The following is a 24,663-nucleotide window of genomic DNA, read 5'->3' on the forward strand; positions in this document are numbered from 1 at the left end:
GGTGGCGGTGTCGCTGACCTACGACAAGCTGCCCTTGTTCAAATCGGGCAGGCAATATTCGGCATACTTCGCCGAGGCGGGCGGGCTGTTAACGGGTGCCGCCGTGCAGGTTTCGGGTCTGAAGGCGGGCACGGTGGACAGCATCGCGCTCGACGGCCCGCGGGTGCTCGTCACGTTCGAGGTGGACAAGCACATCCGGATCGGGGATCGCAGCGAGGCATCGATCAAGACCAAGAGCCTGCTGGGCGCCAAGATCCTGGAGATCACCACCCGCGGCGACGGCAGGCTGTCCGGGCCGATCCCGCTCGAGCACACCCACGCGCCCTACCAGCTGCCCGACGCGCTCGGCGACCTCGGCGCCGCCATCAGCGGGATCGACACCAACCGGCTGTCCGAATCACTGGCGGTGCTGGCGGACACCTTCTCCGACACCCCCGCCGACCTGAAGATCGCGGTAGCCGGCGTCGCGCGGTTCTCACAGACGTTAAGCGACCGCGACACGCAATTGCGAAATCTCCTGGCCAACGCCAACAAAGCCACCACCGTGCTGAGCGAACGCAGCGACCAGATCGCCCGTCTGGTCACCGACACCAACGCCCTGCTCGCCGAGTTGCAGAGCCAGAGCCGCGCGCTGGACCAGATCTCGGGCAACATCGCGGCGGTGAGCCGGCAGATCAAAGGGCTCATCGCCGACAACCGCCAGACCCTCAAGCCGGCACTGGACAAGCTCAACGAGGTCTTGACCATCGTCGACAACCGCAAAGAACGAGTGCGGCAGGCGATCAGGAAGTTCGATGACTATGCGCTGTCGCTCGGCGAATCGATGTCCAGCGGTCCGTGGTTCAACTTCTACATCGCCAACCTGATCCCCGGTCAGTTCATCCAACCATTCGTCGACGCCGCGTTCTCCGACCTGGGCCTGGACCCGAATGTGCTGCTGCCGTCGCAACTCACCGACCCGCAGGTCGGTCAGCCGGGAACACCCGCCCTGCCGGTGCCGTTCCCGCGCACGGGTCAGGGCGGCGATCCGAGGCTGAACCTCCCGGACGCGATCACCGGCAATCCCGGTGATCCGCGCTACCCCTACCGTGAGCCGCCCCCCGCGCCGCCGCCGGGCGGACCGCCGCCGGGGCCACCGCCGATCGCCCCGGGGCAGACGGCCCCGCCCCCGGCGCCTCCTTCACCGTCGCCGGTATACGTGCCGGCGCCGGGTGAACCGCCGTCGCCACCGAAAGCCGGTGAAAGATGAACCGCCACAACGCCAGGATCGCCCTGGCTGCGGCGCTGGTGCTGACCTTGCTCGCCGGTGCCGCGGTGGCCTGGCACTCGTCCGCGGTGAGCCGCACCACCACGGTGGTCGCCTACTTCACCAACAGCAACGGCATCTTCGTGGGCGACGAGGTGCGCATCCTGGGTGTGGCGGTCGGTCACATCAAGAAGATCGAGCCGCAACCCGAGGTCGTCAAGATCACCTTCTGGTATGAGGCCCGATACCAGGTGCCCGCCGACGCCAAGGCCGTGATCCTGTCGCCGTCCCTGGTTACCGCGCGGGCGATCCAACTGACCCCCGCCTACACCGGCGGCCCGCGGATGCAAGACGGCGCCGTGATCCCGCAGACCCGCACCGCGGTCCCGGTGGAGTGGGACGACCTGCGTCAGGACCTCGAAAAGCTCACCCAGATGCTGCAGCCGACACACGGCGGCCTGAGCCCCCTCGGGTCGCTGGTCACGACCGCCGCGAACAACCTGCGCGGCCAGGGAGTGTCCATCCGTGACACCATCGTCAAACTCTCCCAAGCGGTTTCGGCGCTCGGCGACCACAGCGACGATCTGTTCAGCACGGTGAAGAACCTGTCGATTCTGGTTTCGGCGTTGCAGAGCAGTGGTGACCTGATGCGGCAGCTGAATCAGAACCTGGCGTCGGTCACCGGCCTGCTGACCAACGACCCCGACGAGGTCGCCAAGGCGCTCACGGCACTTTCCGACGTCGTCGGCGACGTGCGGACCTTCGTGGCCGACAACCGGGAAGCGCTCGGCACGACGTCGGACAGGCTGGCGTCGGTGTCGACGGCGCTGAACAACAGCCTCGACGACTTGAGGCAGGCCCTGCACATCGCCCCCACCGAGCTGCAGAACTTCATGAACATCTATCAGCCCGCGCAAGGCACGCTGAGCGGTGCGCCGGCGTTCGCCAACTTCGCCAATCCCGTCGCCTTCCTGTGCGGGGCGATACAGGCGGCGTCGCGCCTGGGCTGGGACCAGTCGGCGAAGCTGTGCGTTCAGTACCTGGCCCCGATCATCAAGAACCGTCAGTACAACTTCCCGCCGCTGGGCGAGAACCTAGTGGTCGGCGCCACGGCGCGCCCGAACGAGGTGACCTACAGCGAGGACTGGATGCGCCCGGATTATGTTCCGCCGCAGCCGAATCCCGGCGGAAGCTCGGGCGTCCCGGCCGCGCCGGCCCGGGTGCACCCGACCAATCCCGCCGACGGCTTGCGCGGGTTGATGCTGCCGACCGAGGGTGGATCGTGACGGCCGGGGTCCTGCGTCGCGCCGCGATGGGCTTGCTGGCGGTGCTGATGATGGTCGCGCCGGCGGGCTGCGGCTGGCGCGGCCTGAACTCGGTCGCGCTGCCGGGAACCGCCGGACGCGGCCCCGGGGCGTTCACGATCCAGGCGCAACTGCCCGACGTGGGCACCCTCGAACAGAACTCGCGTGTGCAGGTCGGTGACGTCACCGTCGGCAATGTCACCAGGATCGAGCGGCAGGGCTGGCATGCGCTGCTGACGATCCGGCTCGACGGCGATGTCGACCTGCCGGCGAACGCGACGGCAACGATCGGCCAAACCAGCCTGCTGGGTTCCCTGCATGTCGAGCTCGCGCCGCCCACCGACGTCCCGCCCCGGGGCAGGCTGCGGGAGGGGTCGCTGATTGCCCTGTCGTCGGCCGGCAGTTACCCGTCGACGGAGCAGACCCTCGCCGTTATCTCGTTGTTGCTCAACGGCGGTGGGATCGGCCAGATTCAGGACATCACCCAGTCGCTGAGCACCGCGCTGGCCGGACGCGCCGACGACCTCCGCAGCCTGATAGCCCAGCTCGACACCTTCACCGGCCACGTGGCCGACCAGACCGGCGACATCATCGCCGCCGCCGAGAGCGTCAACGCCCTGGTCGGCCAGTTCGCGGATCAGAAGCCGGTGATGGACAGGGCGCTGACGGCCATCCCGGCCGCGCTTCGCACCCTGGCCGACGAGCGACAGACCCTGGTGGAGGCGCTGGATCAATTCGGCAAATTCAGTGCGCTGGTTGCTGATTCGACACGGCAGACCAAGGACGCTCTGGTCAAAGAGCTCAACGATCTGGCGCCGGTGCTGGAATCGCTGGCCAACGCGGGTCCCGCCATGACCCGCGCGTTGAGCCTGCTCGCCACCTATCCCTTCCCGAAGGAGACCATCAGCAAGTGGGCCCGCGGGGACTACGCCAATCTGACGGCCATCATCGACCTGACGCTGAGTCGGCTCGACGCGTCATTTCTCACCGGCACCCGCTTCGAGGGCAATTTGACGGAGCTGGAGCTGCAGTGGGGTCGCACGATCGGCCAGATGCCGAGCCCGTACACCGCCGGCAATCCGCTTGTCGCGCCGTATCATTGGGATCAGGGCCGTTGACATGCCGCCCTTGTCCAGACGAGTCCTCGTCCAGTTGGCGATCTTCGTGATCGTCGCGCTGATCGGCGGCGCCGTGATGGTGTTCGGCTATATCCAGGTGCCGGCCATGGTCGGCATCGGACGGTATCGGGTCACCGTCGAGCTGCCGCAGGCCGCGGGTCTATACCCCAGCGGCAACGTCACCTATCGCGGCACCGAAGTCGGCCGGGTCGACAGCGTGCGTCTGACCGATGCCGGCGTCGCGGCGGTGCTCTCGCTGAAGTCGGGCATCGACATCCCGGCGGACCTCGATGCACAGGTGCACAGCCAATCGGCGGTGGGGGAGCAATACATCGCCCTGCTGCCGCGCAGGGATTCGCCCCCGCTGCGGGACGGCGACGTGATCCGGGCCGATCGCGTGTCGGTGCCGCCCGACTTGGACACGATGCTGGATGCGGCGAACCGGGGCTTGGAGTCGGTCCCGCGTGGGGACCTCAAGACCGTCGTCGACGAGGCGTCCACCGCCGTCGGTGGGCTCGGTCCGGACCTGTCCCGGCTCGTGGCCGGCGCCAGCTCGCTGTCCATCGAGGCGCGAAAGAACCTCGGTGCGCTGCTCACCCTCATCGACGACTCCAAGCCGGTGCTCGACACGCAGACCGATACCTCGGATGCGGTACGGGCGTGGGCCGCGCACCTGGCCGAGCTCACCCGCGGCGTTCAGAAAAGCGACGCCGCCCTCCGGCGCGTGTTGGAGCAAGGCGCGCCGGCCGTCGGGGAAGTCCAACAGCTCTTGGAACGGGTAAACCCGACGCTGCCGGTCGTGCTGGCCAACCTGATCGGCGTCGGGCAGGTGGCGCTGACCTATCACGCCGGCCTCGAGCAGCTGCTGGTCCTACTTCCCCAGGCGGTGGCCACGATCCAGGCGATCAACGTCCCGAACAGGAACACCAAGCAGGGCTACAAGGGCGCCTTCCTGAGCTTCAACCTGCGACTGAACCTGCCGCCACCGTGTCTGACCGGCTTCCTGCCCGCCCAGCAGCAGCGGGTTCCGTCGTGGGAGGACTACCCGGACCGCCCCGCGGGCGACCTGTATTGCCGGGTGCCGCAGGACTCCGCGCAAAACGTCCGCGGCGTCCGCAACACCCCGTGCGTGGGCCACCCGGGCAAGCGGTCCCCGACGGTCCAGATGTGCGAGAGCGACGACAGCTACGTTCCGCTCAACGACGGTTACAACTGGAAAGGCGACCCGAACGCGACGCTTTCGGGTCAGCCCGTTCCGCAGCCGCGTCCGCCGGCTCCGCCCGTTCCGGCCCCGGTGCCGATCCCGGCGGCCGAGTACGACCCGGCCACCGGCACCTACGTCGGCCCTGACGGGCATGTCTACACGCAATCGGATCTGGCCACCGCCGGTGGAAAGGAGCGCACATGGCAGACGATGTTGCTACCGCCGAATTGACCGGGCCCCCTGCGGAAGTCGGCGACGGCTCGAAGCAGCAGGAGCGGCAGCGCGACGCCGCTCCGATCCGGTTGACGCTGACCATCGGACTCGTCATCGTCTGCGCGCTGATCGGGCTGATCGGGTGGGTTGGGCTGCGTGCTCACCGGGCGCATGAGGACCAGGAGCAGCGCATGCTTTTTCTGCGGGCCGGTCGCCAAGCTGCGGTCAACCTCACCACGGTCGACTTCCGTCAAGCCGACGCCGACGTGCAACGCATCCTGGCCGGTGCGACCGGGCAGCTCTACGACAACTTCTCCAGACGTTCGCAGCCCTTCATCGACGTGGTGTTGCGAACCCGGTCGAGGTCTGTCGGAACGGTGACGGAAGCGGGCATCGAATCGCAGTCCGGCGACCGCGCCGAGGTCCTGGTCGCTGTGACGGTCCGCACGTCGAACGCCGCGGCGGCCGAACAGCAGCCGCACGCCTGGCGGATGCGGCTCTCCGTCGTCAAGGTCGGCGGCGAGGCGAAGGTGTCGAACGTGGAGTTCGTGCCTTGAGAAACAACTGGTCTCGGGTGCTGGCATACGCTGTGCTGCCGGGGCTGGCGCTGTCGCTTGCGTCAGGCGCCGGAGTGCTGAAGTGGCAGGGTTCGTCGATCGCCGACGCCGACCGGGGTCGCATCGAGGCCACCCGGGCGGCGCGTGAGGGCACCGCTGCCCTGCTGACCTATCGGCCGGACACGGTCGAGCGCGACCTGGGCGCCGCGCGTGAGCGGCTGACCGGGCGGTTCAAGGACACCTACACGTCGCTGACCCGGGACGTCGTCATCCCCGGTTCGAAGCAGCGGCATATCTCCGCGCTGGCCACCGTCCAGTCTGCGGCGTCGGTGTCGGAGGGGCCCGACCACGGCGTCGTCCTGCTGTTCGTCAACCAGACCACAATCGTCGGCGCCGACGCGCCCGCATACACGGCGTCCAGCGTCCGGGTCACGCTGGACAAGGTCGGGGGCCGCTGGTTGATCTCCGGGTTCGATCCGGTTTAGGGGTGTCAATCTTTGTTCGCGGCAACGGTGCTGGCCGCATCCCACTGCCTCTGCACCGCGCGTTCGCTGGCCGTGGTAACCAGACCCGACGGCGCGAAGAACTTCGACGGTATCGGCTCATCCTCCGTCAGCGGCCGGCCTCGGCCGCGAATCGCCTGATAAGACACCATGATCCCGACGATCAGCACAACGACCACGACCAGTGCGAACAGAACCGACAGGGTGCCCTGGACGAAGGTGTTCCTGATGACGTCGTCGAGCTGATGAACGTTCTTGGCCGAACCGAATGACGTCTTGCCGGCGTTGCGGGCCGCCAGATACTGGAAGTGCTGCGTCCAGTAACCGACATTGGGATCTGAGGAGAAGATCTTCTGCCACGACGCGGTGAGCGTGACGGCCAAATCCCACAGCAGCGGAATACCGGGAATCCAAGCCCACTTCAGCAGGCCCTTCTTGATCACCACCACCGTGATCACGGTCAGCGCGACGGCGGCGAGCAGCTGGTTGGCGATGCCGAACAGCGGGAACAGGGTGTTGATTCCGCCCAGCGGGTCCGTCACGCCCATCAGCAGGATGCTGCCCCAGGCAGCGGCCACCGCCAGGCTGCAGAGCCAGACGCCCGGGCGCCAGCTCGGGTTGCGCAGCTTGGTCAGTGGACCACCCAGGTTGCCCAGTGTGTCGGACAGCATGAAACGCGCGACGCGGGTGCCCGCGTCGACGGCGGTCAGGATGAACAGTGCCTCGAACATGATCGCGAAGTGATACCAGAACGCCTTGAGGCCCGCCCCGCCGAAGACCCGTTGCAGCACCTCCGCCATGCCGAATGCCAGCGTGGGCGCCCCTCCGGTGCGCGACACGATCGACTTTTCGCCGACCCCGGCGGCGGCCTGACCGAGTTGACTTGCGCTGGTGGGGATCCCCTTCAGGCCGAGCCGATTGACGTAGTCCGCTGCGGTGGCCGCGGTGCCGCCGGTTTGGGCGGGCGGGGCGTTGAGGGCGAAGTAGAGGTGCTGGTCGAGGATCGATGCGCTGATCAGCGCCATGACGGCGACGAAGGATTCGGTGAGCATGCCGCCGTAGCCGATGAGCCGCATCTGGCTCTCCTTCTCCAGCAGCTTGGGTGTCGTCCCCGAGGAGATCAGCGCGTGGAACCCCGACAGCGCTCCGCACGCGATGGTGATGAACAGGAACGGGAACAGCGAACCGGGGAAGACCGGCCCGTCCCCGCGAGCGGCGAACCGCGAGACCGCCGGCGCCTGCATGAGTGGCAGCGAGGCACAGATGCCGACCGCGAGCAGGGCGATGGCCCCGACCTTCATGAACGTGGAGAGGTAGTCGCGCGGTGCCAGCAGCAACCACACGGGCAGCACCGATGCCACGAAACCGTAGCCGACGATGAGCCAGGCCACCGTGGTCGGGGAGATGCTCAACCATGTTGCACCCCAAGATGTTTGGCCGACCCAGTTGCCGGAGGCCACGGCCAGCATCAGCAGCACGAAGCCGATGATCGACACCTCGGCCACCCGCCCCGGCCGCAAGAAACGCAGATAGCAGCCCATGAAGAGGGCGATCGGGATGGTCATGGCGATGGAGAACACGCCCCATGGGCTCTGGGCCAAGCCCCGCACCACCACCAGCGCCAGCACCGCGATGATGATCACCATGATGACGAACGCACCGACGAGGGCGGCGGCGCCGCCGGTGGCGCCGAGTTCGTCGCGGGCCATCTGGCCCAGGGAACGCCCCCGCCGTCGGGTGGAGATCCACAAGACCAGGTAATCCTGCACCGCGCCGGCGAACACCGCCCCGAGGATGATCCAGATGCTGCAGGGCAGGTAACCCATCTGGGTGGCCAGCACCGGACCGACGAGCGGCCCGGCCCCGGCGATGGCGGCGAAATGATGGCCGAACAGCACCCGCCGGTCGGTGGGCACGTAGTCGCTGCCGTCCTCGAACACTTCGGCCGGGGTGGCGTGGTCGTCGCGGGGACGGACGATCTTCATCTCGATCAGCCGGGCGTAGAACCGGAAGCCCAGCACGTAGGTGCAGATCGCCGCGACGACGAACCAGACGGCGTTCACCGTCTCGCCGCGCGCGAACGCGATGATGGCCCACGCGACGGCGCCGATCACGGCGATGGCGGCGAAGAAGATCTTGTGCCGGCCGGTGATGGGGGAGCGGTCGACGATCGCGACGGGCGGTAGCCCGTCGTCGGTGTGGATGTAGCTGACATCTTTGTCGTGCTCTTTGACTGCCACGGCCGAAAACCCTACGCGCGCGAAACGAACTCCGCCCGTCTTAATACAGCGCCCGCACGCTGTCGATGGTGTCGGCCTCGGCCGGGCCCTTGTCGTCGCGGTAGCGCAGCACCCGGGCGAACCGCAGCGCGACCCCGCCGGGGTAGCGCGAGGACTTCTGGACACCGTCCAGCGCCACCTCGACCACCTGCTCGGGCCGCAGCCGCACCACGTAACCGTCGGTACCGGCGACCGCGAGTTCGGAGAACCGCGCCGTCTGCCAGTCCAGCATGGCGTCGGTCATGCCCTTGAAAGTCTTTCCCACCATGACGAATTCGCCCGTGGCGGGTTCGCGCGCGCCGAGGTGGATGTTGGAGAGCTTGCCGGTGCGTCGCCCGGATCCCCACTCGACCGCGAGCACCACCAGGTCCAGCGTGTGCACCGGCTTCACCTTCAGCCACCCCGCTCCGCGGCGGCCCGCCTGGTACGGCGCGTCCGGCGCCTTGGCCAGCACGCCTTCGTGGCCGGCGGCCAGCGTCGCGTCCAGGAACCCGGCAGCCTCGGCGGCGTCCGAGGTGTGCAGCCGATCGACCCGCTGCGCGGCCGGCACCAGCGCGTCCAGGGCGGCCAGCCGCTCGGCGGTCGGCGCGTCGAGCAGGTCGGCGCCGTCGCGGTGCAGGATGTCGAAGAAGAACACCGAGAGTGGTTGCGCCGCACGCGCCGCCGCGACGTCGACCGATCGGCCGAACCGGGACGCGGTGACCTGGAAGCGGTGCGGTGAGTTGTCGGGCCGCAGCGCGATCGCCTCACCGTCGGCGATGAGGTCGCGCACCGGCAGCGCCAGGGTCGCCTCCACCACCTCCGGCAGCCGCGCGGTGACGTCGTCGAGGCTTCGGGTGTAGACGGTGACCTGGTCACCGGACCGGTGGATCTGCACCCGCGCCCCATCCAGTTTCGCCTCGAAAATCGTTGTGCCGCCGTGGCGTTCCAGCGCATCGGCCACCCCGGTCGCGGTCTGTGCCAGCATCGGACCCACCGGCCGGCCGACCCGCAGCGCGAACGCGTCCAGCGCCCTGGCCCCGCCGCCCAGGGCGGCGGCCGCCACGGACGGCAAGTCCCCGCCCAGCATCGCGGCGCGCTGCACCGCGGCGAGGGGGAGTTCGGCGGCCCTGGCCACCGCGTCGGCCATGATCCCGGTCAGCGCCCCCTGGCGCAGCTCGCCGCCGAGCAACCGAACCAGGAAGGTCTGCTCGGCATCGGTCGCGGCGGCGAACAGGCCGGCGATCAGCTCGGCGCGCCGCGCCTGCGACCCCTCGCCCGACACCGCTCCGATCTCCGAGAAGCGGGCGTCCACGCCGGCGACGGTCAGCGTCGGGTGCGATGCCGGCGGCGGCCGCGACCGCAGCGATGCCCACCCGACCCCGATCTGGCGCTGGGGCAGCTCACCGGAGAGCCAGGACACCACGATCGCGACGCCGTCGGGGTCGGCCGCCGCACGCCGCAACAGGTCGGCGATGTGGGCCACCTTGCTCAGCCGCGACGACGTCCCGCCCACGTCAAGCGAGGTGGTCGCCACGTCGAGAAGCAGCACGGAATCAGCTTGGCACGGCTCGCCGACAAGGCGGGGTCAACCCTGAAGGACGGACACGCTAGCGTGCCTACGTAACGTTACAGATTGCAAGGAATCTGATAACCCGAAAGGAAGGGTCCGGATGGAGATCAACGGGAAGAAGGTCGTCGTCATCGGCGGCGCCTCGGGGATGGGTCGCGCCTCGGCGGAGCTGCTGGCCGAGCGTGGGGCGGACGTCGTGGTGCTCGACCGCGAGGGTTCCGACGGCAAGACCGTCGCGGAAGGCATCGGCGGCGCGTTCTATCCGGTCGACGTCACGGACTTCAAGGGTACCGAGGAGACGCTGCAGACCGCGGTGGACAAGCTGGGCGGCCTGCATGTCACGGTCACCACTGCGGGTGGCGGCATCGCCAAGCGGACGCTGACCAAGTCCGGTCCCCATGACCTCGAGTCCTTCCAATCCGTGATCGACCTGAACCTGATCGCCACCTTCAACATCAGCCGGCTGGCCGCCGCGCACATGGCCAAGAACGAGCCCGAGGACGAAGAGCGCGGCGTCATCATCAACACCGCCTCGATCGCGGCCTTCGAGGGCCAGATCGGGCAGGTGGCCTACACCGCCGCCAAGGCCGGGATCGCCGGCATGTGCCTGACCATGGCCCGCGACCTGGGCTCGCTGGGAATCCGCGTGCTGGCGATCGCACCGAGCCTGTTCGCGACCGGATTGACGCAGGGGATTCCGGACGAATTCGCCGCGGCGCTCACCAAGGACGCCGCCTTCCCCAAGCGTCTCGGCCGGCCGATCGAGTACGCCAAGCTGGTGGCGGCCATCGTGGAGAACCCCATGCTCAACGGCCAGTGCCTGCGCCTCGACGCCGGGCAGCGGTTCGCGCCCAAGTAGCAGCCACCCCCGCGAGTGGCCCTCCCCCGGATTAAGTACACTCTTTAGGCAGCCGCCCCGCTTCCCCTCGAAGCGGGGCAGGCACCCAGCCGGTAGCGAGGAGGGCCCCTCATGGGTATCGCACTGACCGACGACCATCGCGAACTCGCCGAAGTCGCCCGCGGGTTTTTGACCTCGCAGAAGGCCCGCTGGGCGGCGCGGTCCCTGCTGGACGCCGCCGAGGAATCGCGGCCGCCGTTCTGGCAGAACCTCGTCGAGCTGGGCTGGCTCGGCCTGCATGTCGACGAAGAGCACGGCGGTTCGGGGTTCGGGTTGCCCGAACTCGTGGTGGTCGTCGAGGAACTCGGCCGCGCGGTCGCGCCGGGTCCGTTCGTGCCGACCGTCATCGCGTCGGCGGTGATCGCCAAAGACGGTTCGGCCGAACAGAAGTCGCGCCTGCTACCCGGGTTGGTCGACGGGACCGTCACCGCGGGCATCGGCCTGGACGGCCAGGTGCGGCTCACGAACGGGATCGCCGACGGTGACGCCGGAATCGTGCTGGGCGCCGGCCTGGCCGAACTGTTGCTGATCGCGGCGGGCGACGACGTGCTGCTGCTGGAGCGCGGTCGCGCCGGCGTGTCGATCGAGGTGCCGAACAACTTCGACCCGACCCGGCGCTCCGGCCGGGTCCGCCTGGAAAACGTGGACGTCAGCGCCGACGACGTCCTGGTGGGCGCGCGGGCATCCGCGCTGGCCCGCGCCCGGACGTTGCTCGCCGCCGAGGCGGTGGGTGGCGCCGCGGACTGCGTAGAGGCCGCCGTGGACTATGCCAAGGTGCGGCAGCAATTCGGGCGCACCATCGCCACTTTCCAGGCGGTCAAGCATCATTGCGCGAACATGCTGGTGGCCGCCGAGTCCGGGGTCGCGGCCGTGTGGGACGCCTCGCGCGCGGCGTCGGAGGACGAAGCCCAGTTCCAGCTGGCCGCGGCGGTGGCGGCGACGCTGGCGTTTCCCGCCTACGCGCGCAACGCCGAGTTGAACATTCAGGTTCACGGCGGCATCGGTTTCACCTGGGAGCACGACGCGCACCTGCACCTGCGCCGCGCCCTGGTGATACAGGCACTGTTCGGCGGCGACGCGCCGGCCCGGGATGTCTTCGAGCGCACCGCCGCCGGCGCCCGGCGGGAGAACAGCCTGGATCTGCCGCCCGAGGCCGAACAACTGCGCACCAGGATCCACGCCGACGCGGCCGAGATCGCCGCCCTCGACAAAGAGGCGCAACGCGACAAGCTCATCGAGACCGGTTACGTGATGCCGCACTGGCCCAAGCCCTGGGGCCGCGCCGCCGACGCGGTGGAGCAGCTGGTGATCGAGGAGGAGTTCCGCGCGGCCGGCATCAAACGGCCCGACTACTCGATCACCGGGTGGGTGATCCTGACCCTGATTCAGCACGGAACCGATTGGCAGATCGAAAGATTCGTGGAGAAGGCGCTGCGCCAAGAAGAGATCTGGTGCCAGCTGTTCTCCGAACCCGAGGCCGGCTCCGACGCGGCGTCGGTCAAGACCCGCGCCACCCGGGTGGACGGCGGCTGGCAGATCAACGGGCAGAAGGTCTGGACCAGCGGAGCCCAGTACTGCGCGCGCGGCCTGGCCACCGTGCGCACCGACCCCGAAGCCCCCAAGCACGCCGGCATCACGACCGTCATCATCGACATGAAGGGCCCCGGCGTCGAGGTGCGGCCGTTGCGGCAGATCACCGGCGGCTCGGAATTCAACGAGGTGTTCTTCAACGACGTGTTCGTTCCCGACGAGGACGTCGTGGGGGCGCCCAACTCGGGATGGACGGTGGCCCGCGCCACGCTGGGCAACGAGCGGGTCAGCATCGGCGGCAGCGGGTCCTTCTACGAGGGGCTGGCGCCCACCCTGGTGCAACTCGCTCAGCAGCAGTCAGATCGCTTGGCGGGGGCGCCCGTTCGAATCGGATCCTTCCTCGCCGACGATCACGCGTTGCGGCTGCTGAACCTGCGCCGCGCCGCCCGCAGCGTCGAGGGCGCGGGGCCGGGTCCGGAAGGCAACATCACCAAGCTGAAGCTGGCCGAACACATGGTGGACGGCGCCGCCATCTGGGCGGCGCTGGCCGGCCCGGAGGTCGCGCTGATGGACGGGCCCGGCGCGATCGTGGGCCGGCTGGCGATGGGAGCCCGCGGCATGGCGATCGCCGGCGGCACCTCGGAGGTCACCCGCAACCAGATCGCCGAGCGGATCCTCGGCATGCCGCGCGACCCGCTGATCAACTAGCCGTTCGGTGCCCCTGCGCGAGCGACCGTGTCTGTACAGCGACACGCCGCAAAACCCGGTAATTTGCGGACGCTCGCGCGAAAGGGAAGCGGGATCAGACGGGGGCGAACAACGGGGCTCCGCCGCTGCCCTTCTCCGGCAGGATCTCGACGGGCATGCCGCAGGTGACCGACTCGGGTTCGCAGCCAACGATATTGGCGGCCACCCGCAGGCCTTCCTGCTCGGCGAGTTCGACAATGGCGATCACGTACGGGACGGGGATCTCCGGGTTGTACTTATGGTGGTTGACGGTGTAGGTGAACACCGTCCCGCGTCCGGATACCGGCCGCGCGACCAGCGGGCGGCCGCAGGCGCGGCACTTCCCGGTCGCCGGATGCACCCAGCGCGCGCAATCGTCGCAGTATTCGATGAGCAGCGGCGCGTCCGGCACGACGAATACAGTACACTCAATTGGTTCGACGCATGGTGTGACGGGCGGTGTGCATGACGCATTTCGAGAAGGACGCGATCCTGTCCGGTATCGGCATCTCGCGGATAGGCCGTCGCACCGGCATCGCGGGCCTGGACCTGACCATGGAAGCGGTGCGGTCCGCCATCGACGACGCCGGATTGGCCCCTTCCGACATCGACGGCATCGCGACGCTGGGCGACACCCCCGCCGAAGACGTGAACGCCCAACTGCGGATCGAGGCGGCCGACTGCGGATCCGGATTCGGCACCGGCGGCCTGCTCAGCCCGGTGATGTCGGCGTGCCGCGCGGTCGCCGAGCGCCGCGCCCGCCACGTGCTGGTGTACCGGACCATCCAGATGCTCGGCGGCACGGTCCCGGTGAAGCCGCAGGAGAACGCGCCCGCGCCGCCACTCGCGCGGATGTTCGAGACGCCGGAGGGCGCCGAACGTCCCGCCGTAGGCGCGATGGACGACGTCAACGACCTGGTCGCGGCCAACGCCTACTCGGCGGCCAATTGGTTGGCGCTCAACTGCCGACGCCACATGGAGCTCTACGGGACCACCAAACAACAGCTGGGCTGGGTGGCCCTCAACGGCAGGCGCAACGCCGCGTTGAATCCGCGCGCCGTGTACCGCGACCCGATGACCATGGCCGACTATCTCAGCGCGCGGCCGGTGTCCACCCCGTTCGGGCTGCTGGACTGCGATGTTCCGATCGACGGCTCGATCGCCGTGGTGGTCTCGCATGCGGAGTACGCGCGTGACTGCCCGCACCGCCCGGTGGCGGTGGAGGCGATCGGCGGCGCCGACGGCGCCGGGGGCTGGTTCCATCGGGCCGACTATCCGAAGATGGCGATGTCGGACGCGGCGGCCCAGATGTGGTCGCGCACCGACCTCAAGCCGTCCGATCTCCAGGTTGCCGAGCTCTACGACGGGTTCACCTACCTCACCCTCGCATGGCTGGAGGCGCTGGGCATCTGCGGCGACGGCGAGGCCGGGCCTTACGTCGAGGGCGGTGCGCGGATCGCCCGCGACGGAGCGCTCCCCTTGAACACCTACGGCGGCCAACTGTCCGCCGGGCGCATGCACGGCTACTGGGCGCTGCACGAGGGATGCCTGCAGCTGCGCGGCGAGGCGGGGCAGCGGCAGGTGTCGCAGCGCCCGGACGTCGGCGTGGTGTCCGTGGGGGGCGGGCCCGTCGCCGGCTGCATGCTGCTCACATGCTGAAAGCCCTTGCGCGAGAGCATCGTCGGACCTGACATGAGTACCGGCCACGAGAGCAAACTGGCCGCCAAGATCGCGCGGGACCTCGAGGCGGAGATCGTCCGCCGCGGCTGGGCCACCGGCGAATCCCTGGGATCCGAACACGCCCTGCAGGAACGCTTCGGGGTGAGTCGCTCGGTGCTGCGCGAAGCAGTCCGCCTCGTCGAACACCATCAGGTCGCCCGGATGCGCCGCGGGCCGGGCGGCGGGCTGATCATCTGCGAACCCGACGCCGGCCCCGCAACCCGCGCCGTCGTCATCTACCTCGAACACCTCGGCACGACCCTGGGCGACCTGCTCAACGCGCGCCTGGTGCTCGAACCGTTGGCGGCTTCGCTGGCCGCCGAACGCATCGACGAAGCGGGTATCGCGCGGCTGCGGGCGGTGTTGGCGGGCGAACGAGAGTGGAGACCCGGGCTGCCGGCGCCGCGGGACGAGTTCCACATCGCCCTGGCGGAGCAATCGAAAAACCCTGTCCTGCAACTGTTTATCGACGTCCTGATGCGGCTCACCACCCGATACGCCCTACAGTCGCGGACGGACACGGCCGGCGAGGCCGTCGAGGCGCTCGACCGGATGCACGTCGACCACGCCGAGATCGTCGCAGCCGTTACTTCCGGCGACTCGGCGCAGGCCAAGACACTCAGCGAACGACACATCGAGGCCGTGACCGCCTGGCTGCAGCGCCATCACCCGGGCAGCACGGGCCGACGGCGTAAGCCGCGCCGGCTCACCGCCGAGGTGCCCCGCGGCAAGCTGGCCGAGATGCTGGCCGCCACGATCGGTGACGACATCGCGGCGGGCGGCTGGCAGGTCGGTTCGGTCTTCGGCGCCGAGGCTGAGCTGCTGGAGCGCTACCGGGTGAGCCGCGCCGTGCTCCGCGAAGCGGTGAGGCTGCTCGAGTACCACTCGGTTGCGCACATGCGCCGGGGGCCGGGCGGTGGGCTCGTCGTCGCCAAACCCCAGGCGCAGGCCAGCATCGACACCATCGCCTTGTACCTGCAGTACCGCGATCCGAGCCGCGAAGACTTGCGTTGCGTCCGGGATGCGATCGAGATCGACAACGTCGCCAAGGTCGTCAAGCGGCGCGGCGAACCCGAGGTGGCCGCCTTCCTGGCCGCCCATCGGTCCGAGGTCGGCGAAACGTCCGGTGATGTGGGCGACGCCGCCGTCGAGGAATTCCGGTTCCACGTCGGACTGGCGCAGCTGGCCGGCAACACGCTGCTCGACCTGTTCCTGCGCATCATCGTCGAGTTGTTCCGCCGACACTGGTCGAGCACCGGGCAGGCCCCGCCGACCTGGGCGGACGTCCTGGCCGTCCACCACGCTCACCTGCGGATCGCGGACGCCGTCGAGGCGGGCGACGACAGCCTGGCCCGCTATCGCGTGCGCCGTCATCTGGACGCCGCCGCCTCGTGGTGGCTCTAGCAAGTACTGAGTTCGCAGATGTGATCTGCAGCGCGGTATAGCGGAGCCCCGCCGCGGGTACTGGGGAGGGAGAAGGCAGACGGCCGGTCCAGCAGGGGGTTGGCGTTAGTGATCGAGAGTGAGCATGCTGGAGTGACGGCGGGCACAGGGATCGGGAAGCTAGGCTTCGTCCACTCCGCGCTCATCTACCAATCCCAGCAGGAGTATTTGGATTTCGTGACCCGCTTCGTGCGGGAAGGGTTGGACCTCGACGAGGCCGTGCTCATCGCGGTCCCGGCCGACATGTTGGCGTCGCTACACGACGCGCTGAGCGCGGACGGCACGGCGCCGGACGCTCTGCGCATGGTGGACATCACCGAGGTCGCCCGCAACCCGACCCGCCTCATGGCGATGGAGGGTTCCTTCGTCGACGACCACCCCGACCGGCGCGTGCGGATCGTCAGCCAACTCGCCTGGCCGGGCCGCAGCGACGAGGAACTGGTCGCCTGCGTGGAGCACGAGGCGCTGGTCAACGGGGCCATGGACGGCTACCAGGTGACCGGATTGTGTCTCTACGACGGCGGCCGGCTCGCCGACGACGTGCTGGCGGACGCCCGCGCCACCCACCCCCTGCTGTGGGGTGGTGGCGAACTCCAACGCAGCGCCGACTACGCGCCCGATGCCGCCTTGCAGCGCTGCAACCGCCCACTACCTGCTAATCCGGGGGCTGTCACCTACGTGGTCAGGAAGTCGGCGGACCTCAGCCCGGCGCGGTCCTTCGCCGTCGACTACGCCGGCTGGGTCGGGTTGTCCCGGGACGCGATCGAGGACCTGCAGTTGGTGGCCACCGAGCTGGCCAGCAACAGCCTGATGTACACCGACGGCGCCTGCCAACTGGCCTTCTGGCGCGACGACGAGTATCTGGTGTGCGAGGCGCGCGACACCGGATGCTTCGAGGATCCGCTGGTGGGCCGCCTGGACCCCGGGCCGTGCGGTCCCGCCAGTCGCGGGTTGTATCTGGTCAACGCCATCTCGGACCTGGTCCGCACGCACACCACGGCCAGCGGTACGACGATCCAGGCGTACCTGCGGTTCGAGCCGTCGTCCGGCCCGACGGGCTGAACGCCGAGCAACCCCCGGGAAACCCGTCCCCCACGCAGCGGTCCCGGGGGTTGCTCGTCGCTTCAGCTAGACGCAGATGCCAAGCGCGCTGACTATGCAGCCGCCGCCGGCTGCCCCGCCGCCAACGAGCCCGCCGCTTCCGGCGGCCGATGAAGCACATCCTGTCGGTACTACTAACACCGTGATAAGGCCTGCGGCCGCTGCGGCAGCTTTCAGGGTTTTCATGGTGCGGTTCGCCTTCATGATGAGCCTTCTTTCATCAATCCTTCGAGGGGGTTAATTGCACAGCCGTTGAAGAGCGGTGCTTCCGCTTCATACCCGCTGTTCGCCACGAGTAAACCAAAATTTTCGATTAATTTCGAAACGGGTGGGCGCGATATGCCGCTCGGCCGAAACTTGCACGTCAGGCGGGTAAGCGGCTAATGTCGTCGCTCGTGCGTCTTCTCGAACGTGCCTTCACGAAGGCCGTAGTAGCTAGCACCCGCAGCGGGGTCTGACCCAGACCGACCCCCCGCTGTGGGTCGGAAGCTGCTGCCGTCGGTCACTCCTTCGACCGAAGAAGACCGGCACCATGACCCCCCTCGAAGCTTTCCCCGATCTCGATTTCGACACCGACCCGGCCAGCCCGTGCCTCGCGACCGAGTGGTTCGCCCGGCGATTCGACGCCCCGCTACCTCGCGGTCTGCGTGAGCCGGCGGCCGCGATGTCCTGGGAGCGGTTCGTCGCGACGTACGGCCAGACGGCCGGCCCCGTCCGCCTGCGCAACTGGGCGTGCACCGACGGCCACGGACGGCTGGGCCCGCAGGTCCGCACCTTCGAGGCCATGATCGCCGTGGGGGAGCGCATCAGCGTGTCGACCGCCGCGGCCGGCGGTCCAATCGCGGCGCTGAGCGCGATGCTGCACGAGCGCGGCGTTCCGGTGGAGATTCTCCGGTTCCATCAGCTCCGTTCCGCAGAGCACACCGCCACGTTCGTCCGCGGCGGCAACGGCGCCCGCGTCGAATGGGCGATGGGCTGGGCGGAGGATCCAACCCAGTCGGCGCTGCGCGCGGTGATCGCGTGCGCCAACCGGCTGATCGCCTGACGCGTGTCGGCTAGAGCGGGCGCAGCACGATCGGCATGCCGTCCATCGGTATCGGCATGCCGCCGTAGTCCCAGTGCGGCTGATAGCCGGGCCGGGCCAGCTCCAGCCGGTAGCGGCGCAGCAGCCGATGCACGACGGTCTTGACTTCGAGCTGACCGAACACCATGCCGATGCACTTGTGCGCGCCGCCGCCGAACGGCGCAAAGGCGTACCGATGCTTCTTGTGCTCGGAGCGTGGCTCGGCGAAGCGTTCGGGGTCGAATTTGTCTGGGTCCGTCCACAATTCGGGCAGGCGGTGGTTCATGCCGGGCCAGATCGTGATGTTGGTGCCGGCCGGGATGTAGTGGCCGAGCAGCTCGGTGTCGCGGACGGCCTGCCGCATGTTGAACGGCAGCGGCGTCACCATGCGCAGCGACTCGTTCATGATCAGTTCGAGCGTTTCCAGCTTCTCCAGCGCCTCGATGTCCAGCGGCCCGTCCCCGAGCCGGGCGGACTCCTCGCGCGCCCGCTCCTGCCACTCCGGTTTGGCGGCCATGTTGTAGACCATCGTCGTCGTCGTCGACGTCGACGTGTCGTGGGCGGCCATCATCAAGAAGATCATGTGGTTGACGATGTCGGAGTCGGTGAAGCTGTTGCCGTCCTCGTCCTCGGTGTGGCACAGAACCGTGAGCATGTCGTTGCCGGTGGCCTGGCGCCGCTCCTTGACCCGCTCGGCGAAGTACTCCTCGAGCAGCGTGCGGGCCTTGAGCCCGCGCCACCACTTGAACGGCGGAACCGGCTGCCGGATGATCGCGCCGCCCGCCCGCGTCGTGATCGTGAACGCCTGATTGACCTTCGTGACCAGGTCGTGGTCGGTGCCCGGCTCGTGCCCCATGAACACCAGGGAGGCGACGTCCAGGGTGAGTTCCTTCATCGCCGGGTGGAACAGAAAACGTGCGTCGTTGGTCGGCCAGTTGGCGACGATGTCGCTCGCCACGCGGTCGATGTGCTCGACGTAGCCGGTCAGCCGGCTGCGGGTGAAGGCTTCCTGCATGATGCGCCGGTGGTACATGTGCTCGTCAAAGTCCAACATCATCAGGCCGCGGTTGAAGAACGGCCCGATCACCGGGTGCCAGCCCTTCTGCGAGAAGTCCTTGTTCTTGTTCGAGAACACGGCCTGGGTGGCGTCGGGCCCGAGCGCGGTGACCGCCGGCATGATCGGTGAGTCGAGGAAGTGCAGGGGGCCCCGGGTGCGATACAGGTGCAGCGCGTAATCCGGCCCGCCACGGAACATCTCGATGATGTGCCCAAGGATCGGCAGGCCGGCGTCGCCCAACACGGGCTTGAGGCCGCTACCGACGGGCGGTTCGGCCAGGACCTTGGTTTCCCAGTCGTGGGCGAGCAGGCGTTTTTCGACCGCACCCATCCCCGGGATGGTGTTGAGCGTCGGGGTGAACCGGCGCCGAGCCTGGTCCAGCAGGTACTGCGGGGTGCTGATCGTGGCGGTCATGAACGCTCCTTTGCGTGCCCTCCGAGGTGACAGCCGTCACTGTCTTATAACCTTCGGAAAAAACTTGACGGCTGTCAAGTTTGCTTTTTGACCGGCGTGGTGCAAGGTCAGGGAATGAGCAGCCACCCCGCCACCGGCGAGCCGGGCGGGCAACGACGCGGCGACAAGCAGCGCCAGGCGATCCTGCAGGCGGTGCGGGAACTGCTGCAGGAGAAGCCATTCGCGGAGCTGTCGGTCAGCACGATCAGCCTCCGGGCCGGGGTGGCCCGGAGCGGCTTCTACTTCTATTTCGACTCCAAGTACGCCGTGCTGGCCCAGCTGATGGCCGAGGCCGCCGCGGAACTCGAAGAGCTCACGCAGGACTTCGCCCCCCGCCAGCCCGGCGAGTCGCCGGAGCAGTTCGCCCAGCGCATGGTCGGCAGCGCGGCCGCCGTGTACGCGCACAACGACCCGGTGATGACCGCGTGCAACGAGGCGCGCAACACCGACGTCGAGATCCGTAATCTCATGGACCAGCAGTTCGAGGTGGTGCTGGGGCAGATCGTCTCCATCGTCGAGGCGGAGATGAAGGCCGGCACCGCCAGTCCGATCAGCGACGACCTGCCGACGTTGATCCGCACCCTCGCCGGTACCACCGCGCTGATGCTGACCGGAGACCCGATCCTGGCCGGTCGTGACAGCGATCGCGACCGCCGCGTGCGCGTGCTGGAGCGATTGTGGCTGCACGCGCTGTGGAGCGGGCGTCCCTAGGCCGTTACCGCCGGTATCGTCACGGCAATGGGGCAGCAGGGATATTTCGCGGGAAAGCGGTGTCTGGTCACCGGGGCGGCCAGCGGCATCGGCCGCGCCACCGCGCTGCGGTTGGCGGTCCAGGGCGCCGAGCTCTATCTCACCGACCGTGACCGGGACGGGCTCGAGCGGACGGTGGTCGACGCCCGCGCGCTGGGCGCACGGGTGCCCGAGCATCGGGCCCTCGACATCGCGAGCTATGACGAGGTGGCGGCGTTCGCCGCCGACATCCATCGGGACCACCCGAGCATGGACGTCGTGCTCAACATCGCGGGGGTGTCCGCCTGGGGCACCGTCGACCGGCTCACGCACGAGCAGTGGACCAAGATGATCGCGATCAACCTGATGGGTCCGATCCACGTCATCGAAACGTTCGTGCCGCCGATGGTGGCGGCCCGCAACGGCGGGCACCTGGTCAACGTCTCGTCGGCCGCCGGGTTGGTCGCGCTCCCGTGGCATGCGGCCTACAGCGCCAGCAAGTACGGCCTGCGGGGGCTGTCGGAGGTGCTGCGCTTCGACCTGGCGCGGCACCGCATCGGGGTGTCGGTCGTGGTGCCCGGCGCGGTGAACACCCCGCTGGTCCAGACCGTCGAGATCGCCGGCGTGGACCGCGAAGACCCCAAGGTGGCCCGCTGGGTGAACCGCTTCAGCGGCCACGCCGTCTCGCCGGAGAGGGCGGCCGAGAAGATCCTGGCCGGGGTGGCCAAGAACCGCTACCTGATCTACACCTCGGCGGACATCCGGGCGCTGTATGCCTTCAAGCGGCTGGCCTGGTGGCCCTACAGCGTGGCGATGCGTCAGGTGAACGTGGTGTTCACCCGGGCGCTGCGGCCGGCGCCGGCGCCGCTAGTCCGGCATGGCCAGTTCGAGGCGCACGCCCAGCAGCCGGACCGGGCGGTCGAGCTCGAATAAGTCCAACACCCGCAGCGCCGCGGCGACGATGGTGTCGCGATCGGTGGTCGGCGCCTCCAGCTTGCGGATCTTGGTGCGGGTGTAGAACGTCGCGGTCCGCACCGTGACCGCCACCCGCGTCACGATGCGGCCCGACGCGAGCACGTCGGTCAACGCCTGTTCGGCCAATTGCGTGACCGCCGAATCCATTTCGGTGCGTTCGGTGAGGTCGCGCGGGAAGGTGACGACGTGGCTGCGCGAGCGCGGGATCCACGGCTCGGCGCTGACTTGCGCGTCACCGCCGCCCTTGGCCAGCAGCAACAGCCACAGCCCGGTGCGCGGACCGAACGCAGACGTCAGCAGTTCGGCGTCGCTGTGCGCGAGCTCGCGCACCGTCGTGATCCCCAGCGCGGCAAGCTTTTTCGCGGTCTTGGGGCCCACGCCCCACAGCGCGTCGACCGGCCGGTCCGCCATCATCGTCATCCAGTTCGCATCGGTGAGCGCGAAGACGCCCGCCGGTTTGGCGAAGCCCGTCGCCACCTTGGCGCGCTGCTTGTTGTCGCTGATGCCGACCGAGCACGACAGCCCGGTTTCCGCCGAGATGACCGCCCGGATCTCTTCGGCCACTTCGTTCGGGTCGGCCCCGGCCACCCCGACGTACGCCTCGTCCCAGCCCCACACCTCGACCGGGTGTCCCAGGTCGCGTAGCAACCCCATCACCTGTTGGGAGGCGGCGTCGTAGGCATCGGAATCCGACGGCAGGAACGTCGCCTCGGGGCAGCGGCGGGCCGCCGCCCGCAACGGCATACCGGCGTGGACGCCGAATTCCCGGGCCTCATAGGAGGCGCAGGTGACGACCTTGCGCGGCTCGGACGGATCGCCGTTACCGCCGACGATCACCGGCAGCCCGGCCAGCTCGGGGTGGCGGCGCAACTCCACCGACGCCAGAAACTGATCGAGGTCGACGTGCAGAACCCAGCTCGGCGTCGACGCGGTCATGACGGGTCAGCGTCCACAGAGCTTGCGCGCCAGGCTTTCCCATGCGTCGCCGAGCGTCTGCAGGGTGTGGCCGCCCTCGGCGAGTTGGTGTTCGATGTAGTCCACGTCCAGCAACGCCAGCAACGCGTCGGTCTGCACATCGAGGTTGCCGGTGGACTCGGCGGCCTTCAGCAGGACCCGCACGTGGGTGCGTTGCACCATCGCCGGCGCGTTGTGGCGGCTTTGCGGATCACGGTTGACGGCCGACAGCAGCTCGCAGTGGGTGTGCGCGAACCGGATCCGCTCGCGGCCGAACGCCACCAGCCGTTCCGTCGGCGGCGCGCCGGGCCCCAAGGGCGGCGGCCCGAACAGAAACGCCTGCTGACTCGCTCGTTCGTCTTCGTCGAGCAGCACCATCATCAGGCCGGCGCGGCTGCCGAACCGGCGGAACAGCGTGCCCTTGCCGACCCCGGCGGCCGCGGCGATGTCGTCCATGGTGACGGCGTCGGCGCCGTGCTGGGCGATCAGGTTTCGGGCAGCCTGGAGCAAGAGCGCCCGATTGCGCGCCGCGTCGCCCCGCTCCTGGTGGACCGCCTGCGGGGCGAACACGGTCAACGCGTCCAACCGGTCGCTCATGACTGCACTTTAGCGCCGCCGGAATAAAGCGGACTAGAGTCCGGTTTTGGGTCTTGTGGAGATGTAGACCAACGACCGAAGGGACTCCGACAAGTGACAACCAATATCTTGGCGTTCGTAGGAAGCCTACGCGCGGCGTCGGTGAACCGGCAGATCGCCGAGCTGGCGGCGGCGGTCGCCCCCGACGACGTGACCGTCACGATTTTCGAGGGGCTCGCCGAGCTGCCGTTCTACAACGAAGAGATCGACGACGCGATGAATGCCGACGTCCCGCAGCTGCCTCAGGTGGTCGCCCTGCGCGCGGCGGCCGCCGGCGCCGACGCCGCGCTGGTGGTTACCCCGGAGTACAACGGCAGCTACCCGGCCGTCATCAAAAACGCGATCGACTGGCTGTCCCGCCCGTTCGGCGACGGCGCGCTCAAGGGCAAGCCGCTGGCGGTGATCGGAGGGTCCTTCGGCCAGTACGGCGGGGTGTGGGCGCACGACGACACCCGAAAGGGCTTCGGGATCGCCGGGGCCCGGGTGGTCGAGTCGATCAAGCTGTCCGTTCCGTTCAAGACGCTGGAGGGCAAGGCGCCCGCGGAGCACGCCGAGCTCTCGGAGAACGTGCGCGATGCGGTCGGGAAGCTGGTCGCCGAAGTCGGCTGATTGGCGGAAGTTCACAAGCCGGTCACCGGGTGACCAGCGAGGTTGCGGTAACCGGATAGCCAAAGCCGCCAGCCATTGGCTGGCGGCTTTGCTGACGGCTTTGCTGGCGGCGGCCCGGACGGGCCCGACGCGGCGGCTTTGGCGGGCGTCGCCGGGAGATGTCGGTGGCCGGTGATACAACGATTCGCATGGGCGGCTCCGTCGAAGAATGTGACCTGCGACACGCCGTGCGCGTGTCGTCCGAAAGGCTTACGACCAGCGAATTTCAGAAATGTTATTCAGAACATCTTGTATCTGGTCATCTTGTCGGCCACTAGGTGTAGTGTTTCGAGCACCGGCAGATCCCAGGTTCACCAGGCCGACCGGGGCCTGGTTCACCACCCGAAATCGGCTCGATGGGTCACTCGACCCCGACGGCCGCGTGACGGGAATGTGGGGGCTTGGCGGGCCGCTGAAACACAGCGAAGACGTAGTACCGAGTAGTTGCCAGTCCGTAACAAGTCCCACCTTCCGCAAAGGAGCGGCTTCTATGAGCATCACCGTGTACACCAAGCCGGCATGCGTGCAGTGCAGCGCCACGTTCAAGGCCCTGGACAAGCAGGGCATCGGCTACGAGAAGGTCGACATCACGCTGGATAACGAGGCGCGCGACTACGTGATGGCGCTGGGGTACCTGCAGGCACCCGTGGTGGTGGCCGAAAACGAGCACTGGTCGGGGTTTCGCCCGGACCGCATCAAGGCCCTCGCGCAAGCGGCGCTCAGCGCCTGAGTGGTCAGCGGCAGACGTTAGGTAA

22 protein-coding genes are annotated in these 24,663 nt (G+C 68.6%); 16 read left to right on the top strand and 6 right to left on the bottom strand.

The window, feature by feature from the left end; genetic code table 11:
• The 6 genes from A5713_RS24535 to A5713_RS24560 form a co-directional block, all read left to right on the top strand.
• On the top strand, positions 1-1,249 hold a 1,249-nt coding region (locus A5713_RS24535), incomplete at its 5' end, for an MCE family protein (protein WP_068098826.1).
• Complete coding sequence (locus A5713_RS24540) at positions 1,246-2,532, top strand: virulence factor Mce family protein (protein WP_068098827.1); 1,287 nt, start codon at positions 1,246-1,248, stop codon at positions 2,530-2,532. The genes A5713_RS24535 and A5713_RS24540, both read left to right, overlap by 4 nt.
• A gap of 26 nt (positions 2,533-2,558) precedes the next feature.
• Positions 2,559-3,668, top strand: coding sequence for an MCE family protein (locus A5713_RS24545; protein ID WP_068098890.1), 1,110 nt, complete (start codon positions 2,559-2,561; stop codon positions 3,666-3,668).
• A 1-nt stretch (position 3,669) separates the two neighbouring features.
• The gene (locus A5713_RS24550) at positions 3,670-5,103 is read left to right on the top strand and encodes an MCE family protein (RefSeq protein ID WP_068098829.1); all 1,434 of its coding nucleotides are present in this window, start codon (positions 3,670-3,672) and stop codon (positions 5,101-5,103) included.
• Entirely contained in the window at positions 5,073-5,642 is a 570-nt protein-coding gene (locus tag A5713_RS24555; RefSeq protein WP_068098831.1) for a mammalian cell entry protein, read from the top strand. Before A5713_RS24550 ends, A5713_RS24555 begins: the two co-directional genes overlap by 31 nt.
• A gap of 17 nt (positions 5,643-5,659) precedes the next feature.
• Positions 5,660-6,127 carry a hypothetical protein gene (locus tag A5713_RS24560; RefSeq protein WP_231980655.1) on the top strand — a complete coding sequence of 156 codons (468 nt, stop codon included), beginning with the start codon at positions 5,660-5,662 and terminating at the stop codon, positions 6,125-6,127.
• Positions 6,128-6,132: 5 nt separating this feature from the next.
• Here the strand turns inward: A5713_RS24560 and A5713_RS24565 are convergent, their stop codons facing one another.
• Together A5713_RS24565 and A5713_RS24570 are read right to left on the bottom strand one after the other, a co-directional pair.
• Positions 6,133-8,385 (bottom strand): carbon starvation CstA family protein, encoded by a 2,253-nt coding sequence (locus A5713_RS24565; RefSeq protein WP_068098833.1) that lies wholly within the window; start codon positions 8,383-8,385, stop codon positions 6,133-6,135.
• A 40-nt stretch (positions 8,386-8,425) separates the two neighbouring features.
• Positions 8,426-9,955 carry an ATP-dependent DNA ligase gene (locus A5713_RS24570; RefSeq protein WP_068098835.1) on the bottom strand — a complete coding sequence of 510 codons (1,530 nt, stop codon included), beginning with the start codon at positions 9,953-9,955 and terminating at the stop codon, positions 8,426-8,428.
• Between the two features lie 121 nt (positions 9,956-10,076).
• On the opposite strand from A5713_RS24570, the gene A5713_RS24575 reads away from it, so the two are divergent.
• Both A5713_RS24575 and A5713_RS24580 read left to right on the top strand, forming a co-directional pair.
• Positions 10,077-10,835: an SDR family NAD(P)-dependent oxidoreductase gene (locus A5713_RS24575; protein ID WP_068098837.1), complete on the top strand. Its 759-nt coding sequence runs from the start codon at positions 10,077-10,079 to the stop codon at positions 10,833-10,835.
• Positions 10,836-10,946: 111 nt separating this feature from the next.
• Complete coding sequence (locus A5713_RS24580) at positions 10,947-13,112, top strand: acyl-CoA dehydrogenase (protein ID WP_068098839.1); 2,166 nt, start codon at positions 10,947-10,949, stop codon at positions 13,110-13,112.
• A gap of 94 nt (positions 13,113-13,206) precedes the next feature.
• Here the strand turns inward: A5713_RS24580 and A5713_RS24585 are convergent, their stop codons facing one another.
• Entirely contained in the window at positions 13,207-13,542 is a 336-nt protein-coding gene (locus A5713_RS24585; RefSeq protein ID WP_068098843.1) for a Zn-ribbon domain-containing OB-fold protein, read from the bottom strand.
• Positions 13,543-13,595: 53 nt separating this feature from the next.
• On the opposite strand from A5713_RS24585, the gene A5713_RS24590 reads away from it, so the two are divergent.
• The 4 genes from A5713_RS24590 to A5713_RS24605 all read left to right on the top strand — a co-directional run bounded on the left by A5713_RS24590 (position 13,596) and on the right by A5713_RS24605 (position 18,438).
• Positions 13,596-14,789, top strand: a complete 1,194-nt coding sequence (locus A5713_RS24590) for a thiolase family protein (RefSeq protein WP_068098845.1) — start codon at positions 13,596-13,598, stop codon at positions 14,787-14,789.
• A 33-nt stretch (positions 14,790-14,822) separates the two neighbouring features.
• Positions 14,823-16,253, top strand: coding sequence for a FadR/GntR family transcriptional regulator (locus A5713_RS24595; protein ID WP_068098847.1), 1,431 nt, complete (start codon positions 14,823-14,825; stop codon positions 16,251-16,253).
• Positions 16,254-16,361: 108 nt separating this feature from the next.
• A complete protein-coding gene (locus A5713_RS24600) occupies positions 16,362-17,354 on the top strand; it encodes a sensor histidine kinase (RefSeq protein WP_068098849.1) in 993 nt (330 codons plus the stop codon).
• 571 nt (positions 17,355-17,925) lie between these two features.
• Positions 17,926-18,438, top strand: a complete 513-nt coding sequence (locus A5713_RS24605; RefSeq protein WP_068098851.1) for a homocitrate synthase — start codon at positions 17,926-17,928, stop codon at positions 18,436-18,438.
• A gap of 10 nt (positions 18,439-18,448) precedes the next feature.
• Here A5713_RS24605 and A5713_RS24610 read toward each other — a convergent pair whose 3' ends face one another.
• A complete protein-coding gene (locus tag A5713_RS24610; RefSeq protein WP_068098853.1) occupies positions 18,449-19,927 on the bottom strand; it encodes a cytochrome P450 in 1,479 nt (492 codons plus the stop codon).
• Positions 19,928-20,041: 114 nt separating this feature from the next.
• Here A5713_RS24610 and A5713_RS24615 point away from each other — a divergent pair, with 114 nt between their 5' ends.
• Positions 20,042-20,677, top strand: coding sequence for a TetR/AcrR family transcriptional regulator (locus tag A5713_RS24615; protein ID WP_068098855.1), 636 nt, complete (start codon positions 20,042-20,044; stop codon positions 20,675-20,677).
• Between the two features lie 27 nt (positions 20,678-20,704).
• A complete protein-coding gene (locus A5713_RS24620; protein WP_067923744.1) occupies positions 20,705-21,628 on the top strand; it encodes an SDR family oxidoreductase in 924 nt (307 codons plus the stop codon).
• On the opposite strand, the gene A5713_RS24625 is transcribed toward A5713_RS24620, so the two are convergent.
• Both A5713_RS24625 and A5713_RS24630 read right to left on the bottom strand, forming a co-directional pair.
• On the bottom strand, positions 21,563-22,606 hold the full coding sequence (locus A5713_RS24625; RefSeq protein ID WP_068098856.1) for a DNA polymerase IV: 1,044 nt from the start codon (positions 22,604-22,606) through the stop codon (positions 21,563-21,565). The genes A5713_RS24620 and A5713_RS24625 overlap by 66 nt on opposite strands.
• 6 nt (positions 22,607-22,612) lie before the next feature.
• On the bottom strand, positions 22,613-23,221 hold the full coding sequence (locus tag A5713_RS24630) for a TetR/AcrR family transcriptional regulator (RefSeq protein ID WP_068098857.1): 609 nt from the start codon (positions 23,219-23,221) through the stop codon (positions 22,613-22,615).
• A gap of 93 nt (positions 23,222-23,314) precedes the next feature.
• Here A5713_RS24630 and A5713_RS24635 point away from each other — a divergent pair, with 93 nt between their 5' ends.
• Complete coding sequence (locus tag A5713_RS24635; RefSeq protein WP_068098858.1) at positions 23,315-23,869, top strand: NAD(P)H-dependent oxidoreductase; 555 nt, start codon at positions 23,315-23,317, stop codon at positions 23,867-23,869.
• Between the two features lie 529 nt (positions 23,870-24,398).
• Positions 24,399-24,638 carry a glutaredoxin-like protein NrdH gene (nrdH, locus tag A5713_RS24640; RefSeq protein ID WP_067923756.1) on the top strand — a complete coding sequence of 80 codons (240 nt, stop codon included), beginning with the start codon at positions 24,399-24,401 and terminating at the stop codon, positions 24,636-24,638.
• Positions 24,639-24,663 lie beyond the last annotated feature (25 nt).

It is taken from the genome of Mycobacterium sp. E2497, from assembly GCF_001668695.1.
Classification (GTDB): domain Bacteria; phylum Actinomycetota; class Actinomycetes; order Mycobacteriales; family Mycobacteriaceae; genus Mycobacterium.

Bases quoted from the DNA above. Each gene is read 5' to 3' on its own strand.
- A5713_RS24540 (WP_068098827.1), top strand. From the start codon at position 1,246: ATGAACCGCCACAACGCCAGGATCGCCCTGGCTGCGGCGCTGGTGCTG.
- A5713_RS24555 (WP_068098831.1), top strand. From the start codon at position 5,073: ATGGCAGACGATGTTGCTACCGCCGAATTGACCGGGCCCCCTGCGGAA.
- A5713_RS24575 (WP_068098837.1), top strand. From the start codon at position 10,077: ATGGAGATCAACGGGAAGAAGGTCGTCGTCATCGGCGGCGCCTCGGGG.
- A5713_RS24605 (WP_068098851.1), top strand. From the start codon at position 17,926: ATGACCCCCCTCGAAGCTTTCCCCGATCTCGATTTCGACACCGACCCG.
- A5713_RS24610 (WP_068098853.1), bottom strand. From the start codon at position 19,927: ATGACCGCCACGATCAGCACCCCGCAGTACCTGCTGGACCAGGCTCGG.
- A5713_RS24625 (WP_068098856.1), bottom strand. From the start codon at position 22,606: ATGACCGCGTCGACGCCGAGCTGGGTTCTGCACGTCGACCTCGATCAG.
- A5713_RS24550 (WP_068098829.1), top strand. From the start codon at position 3,670: ATGCCGCCCTTGTCCAGACGAGTCCTCGTCCAGTTGGCGATCTTCGTG.
- A5713_RS24620 (WP_067923744.1), top strand. From the start codon at position 20,705: ATGGGGCAGCAGGGATATTTCGCGGGAAAGCGGTGTCTGGTCACCGGG.
- A5713_RS24580 (WP_068098839.1), top strand. From the start codon at position 10,947: ATGGGTATCGCACTGACCGACGACCATCGCGAACTCGCCGAAGTCGCC.
- A5713_RS24545 (WP_068098890.1), top strand. From the start codon at position 2,559: ATGGGCTTGCTGGCGGTGCTGATGATGGTCGCGCCGGCGGGCTGCGGC.
- A5713_RS24615 (WP_068098855.1), top strand. From the start codon at position 20,042: ATGAGCAGCCACCCCGCCACCGGCGAGCCGGGCGGGCAACGACGCGGC.
- A5713_RS24590 (WP_068098845.1), top strand. From the start codon at position 13,596: ATGACGCATTTCGAGAAGGACGCGATCCTGTCCGGTATCGGCATCTCG.
- A5713_RS24595 (WP_068098847.1), top strand. From the start codon at position 14,823: ATGAGTACCGGCCACGAGAGCAAACTGGCCGCCAAGATCGCGCGGGAC.
- A5713_RS24630 (WP_068098857.1), bottom strand. From the start codon at position 23,221: ATGAGCGACCGGTTGGACGCGTTGACCGTGTTCGCCCCGCAGGCGGTC.
- nrdH (WP_067923756.1), top strand. From the start codon at position 24,399: ATGAGCATCACCGTGTACACCAAGCCGGCATGCGTGCAGTGCAGCGCC.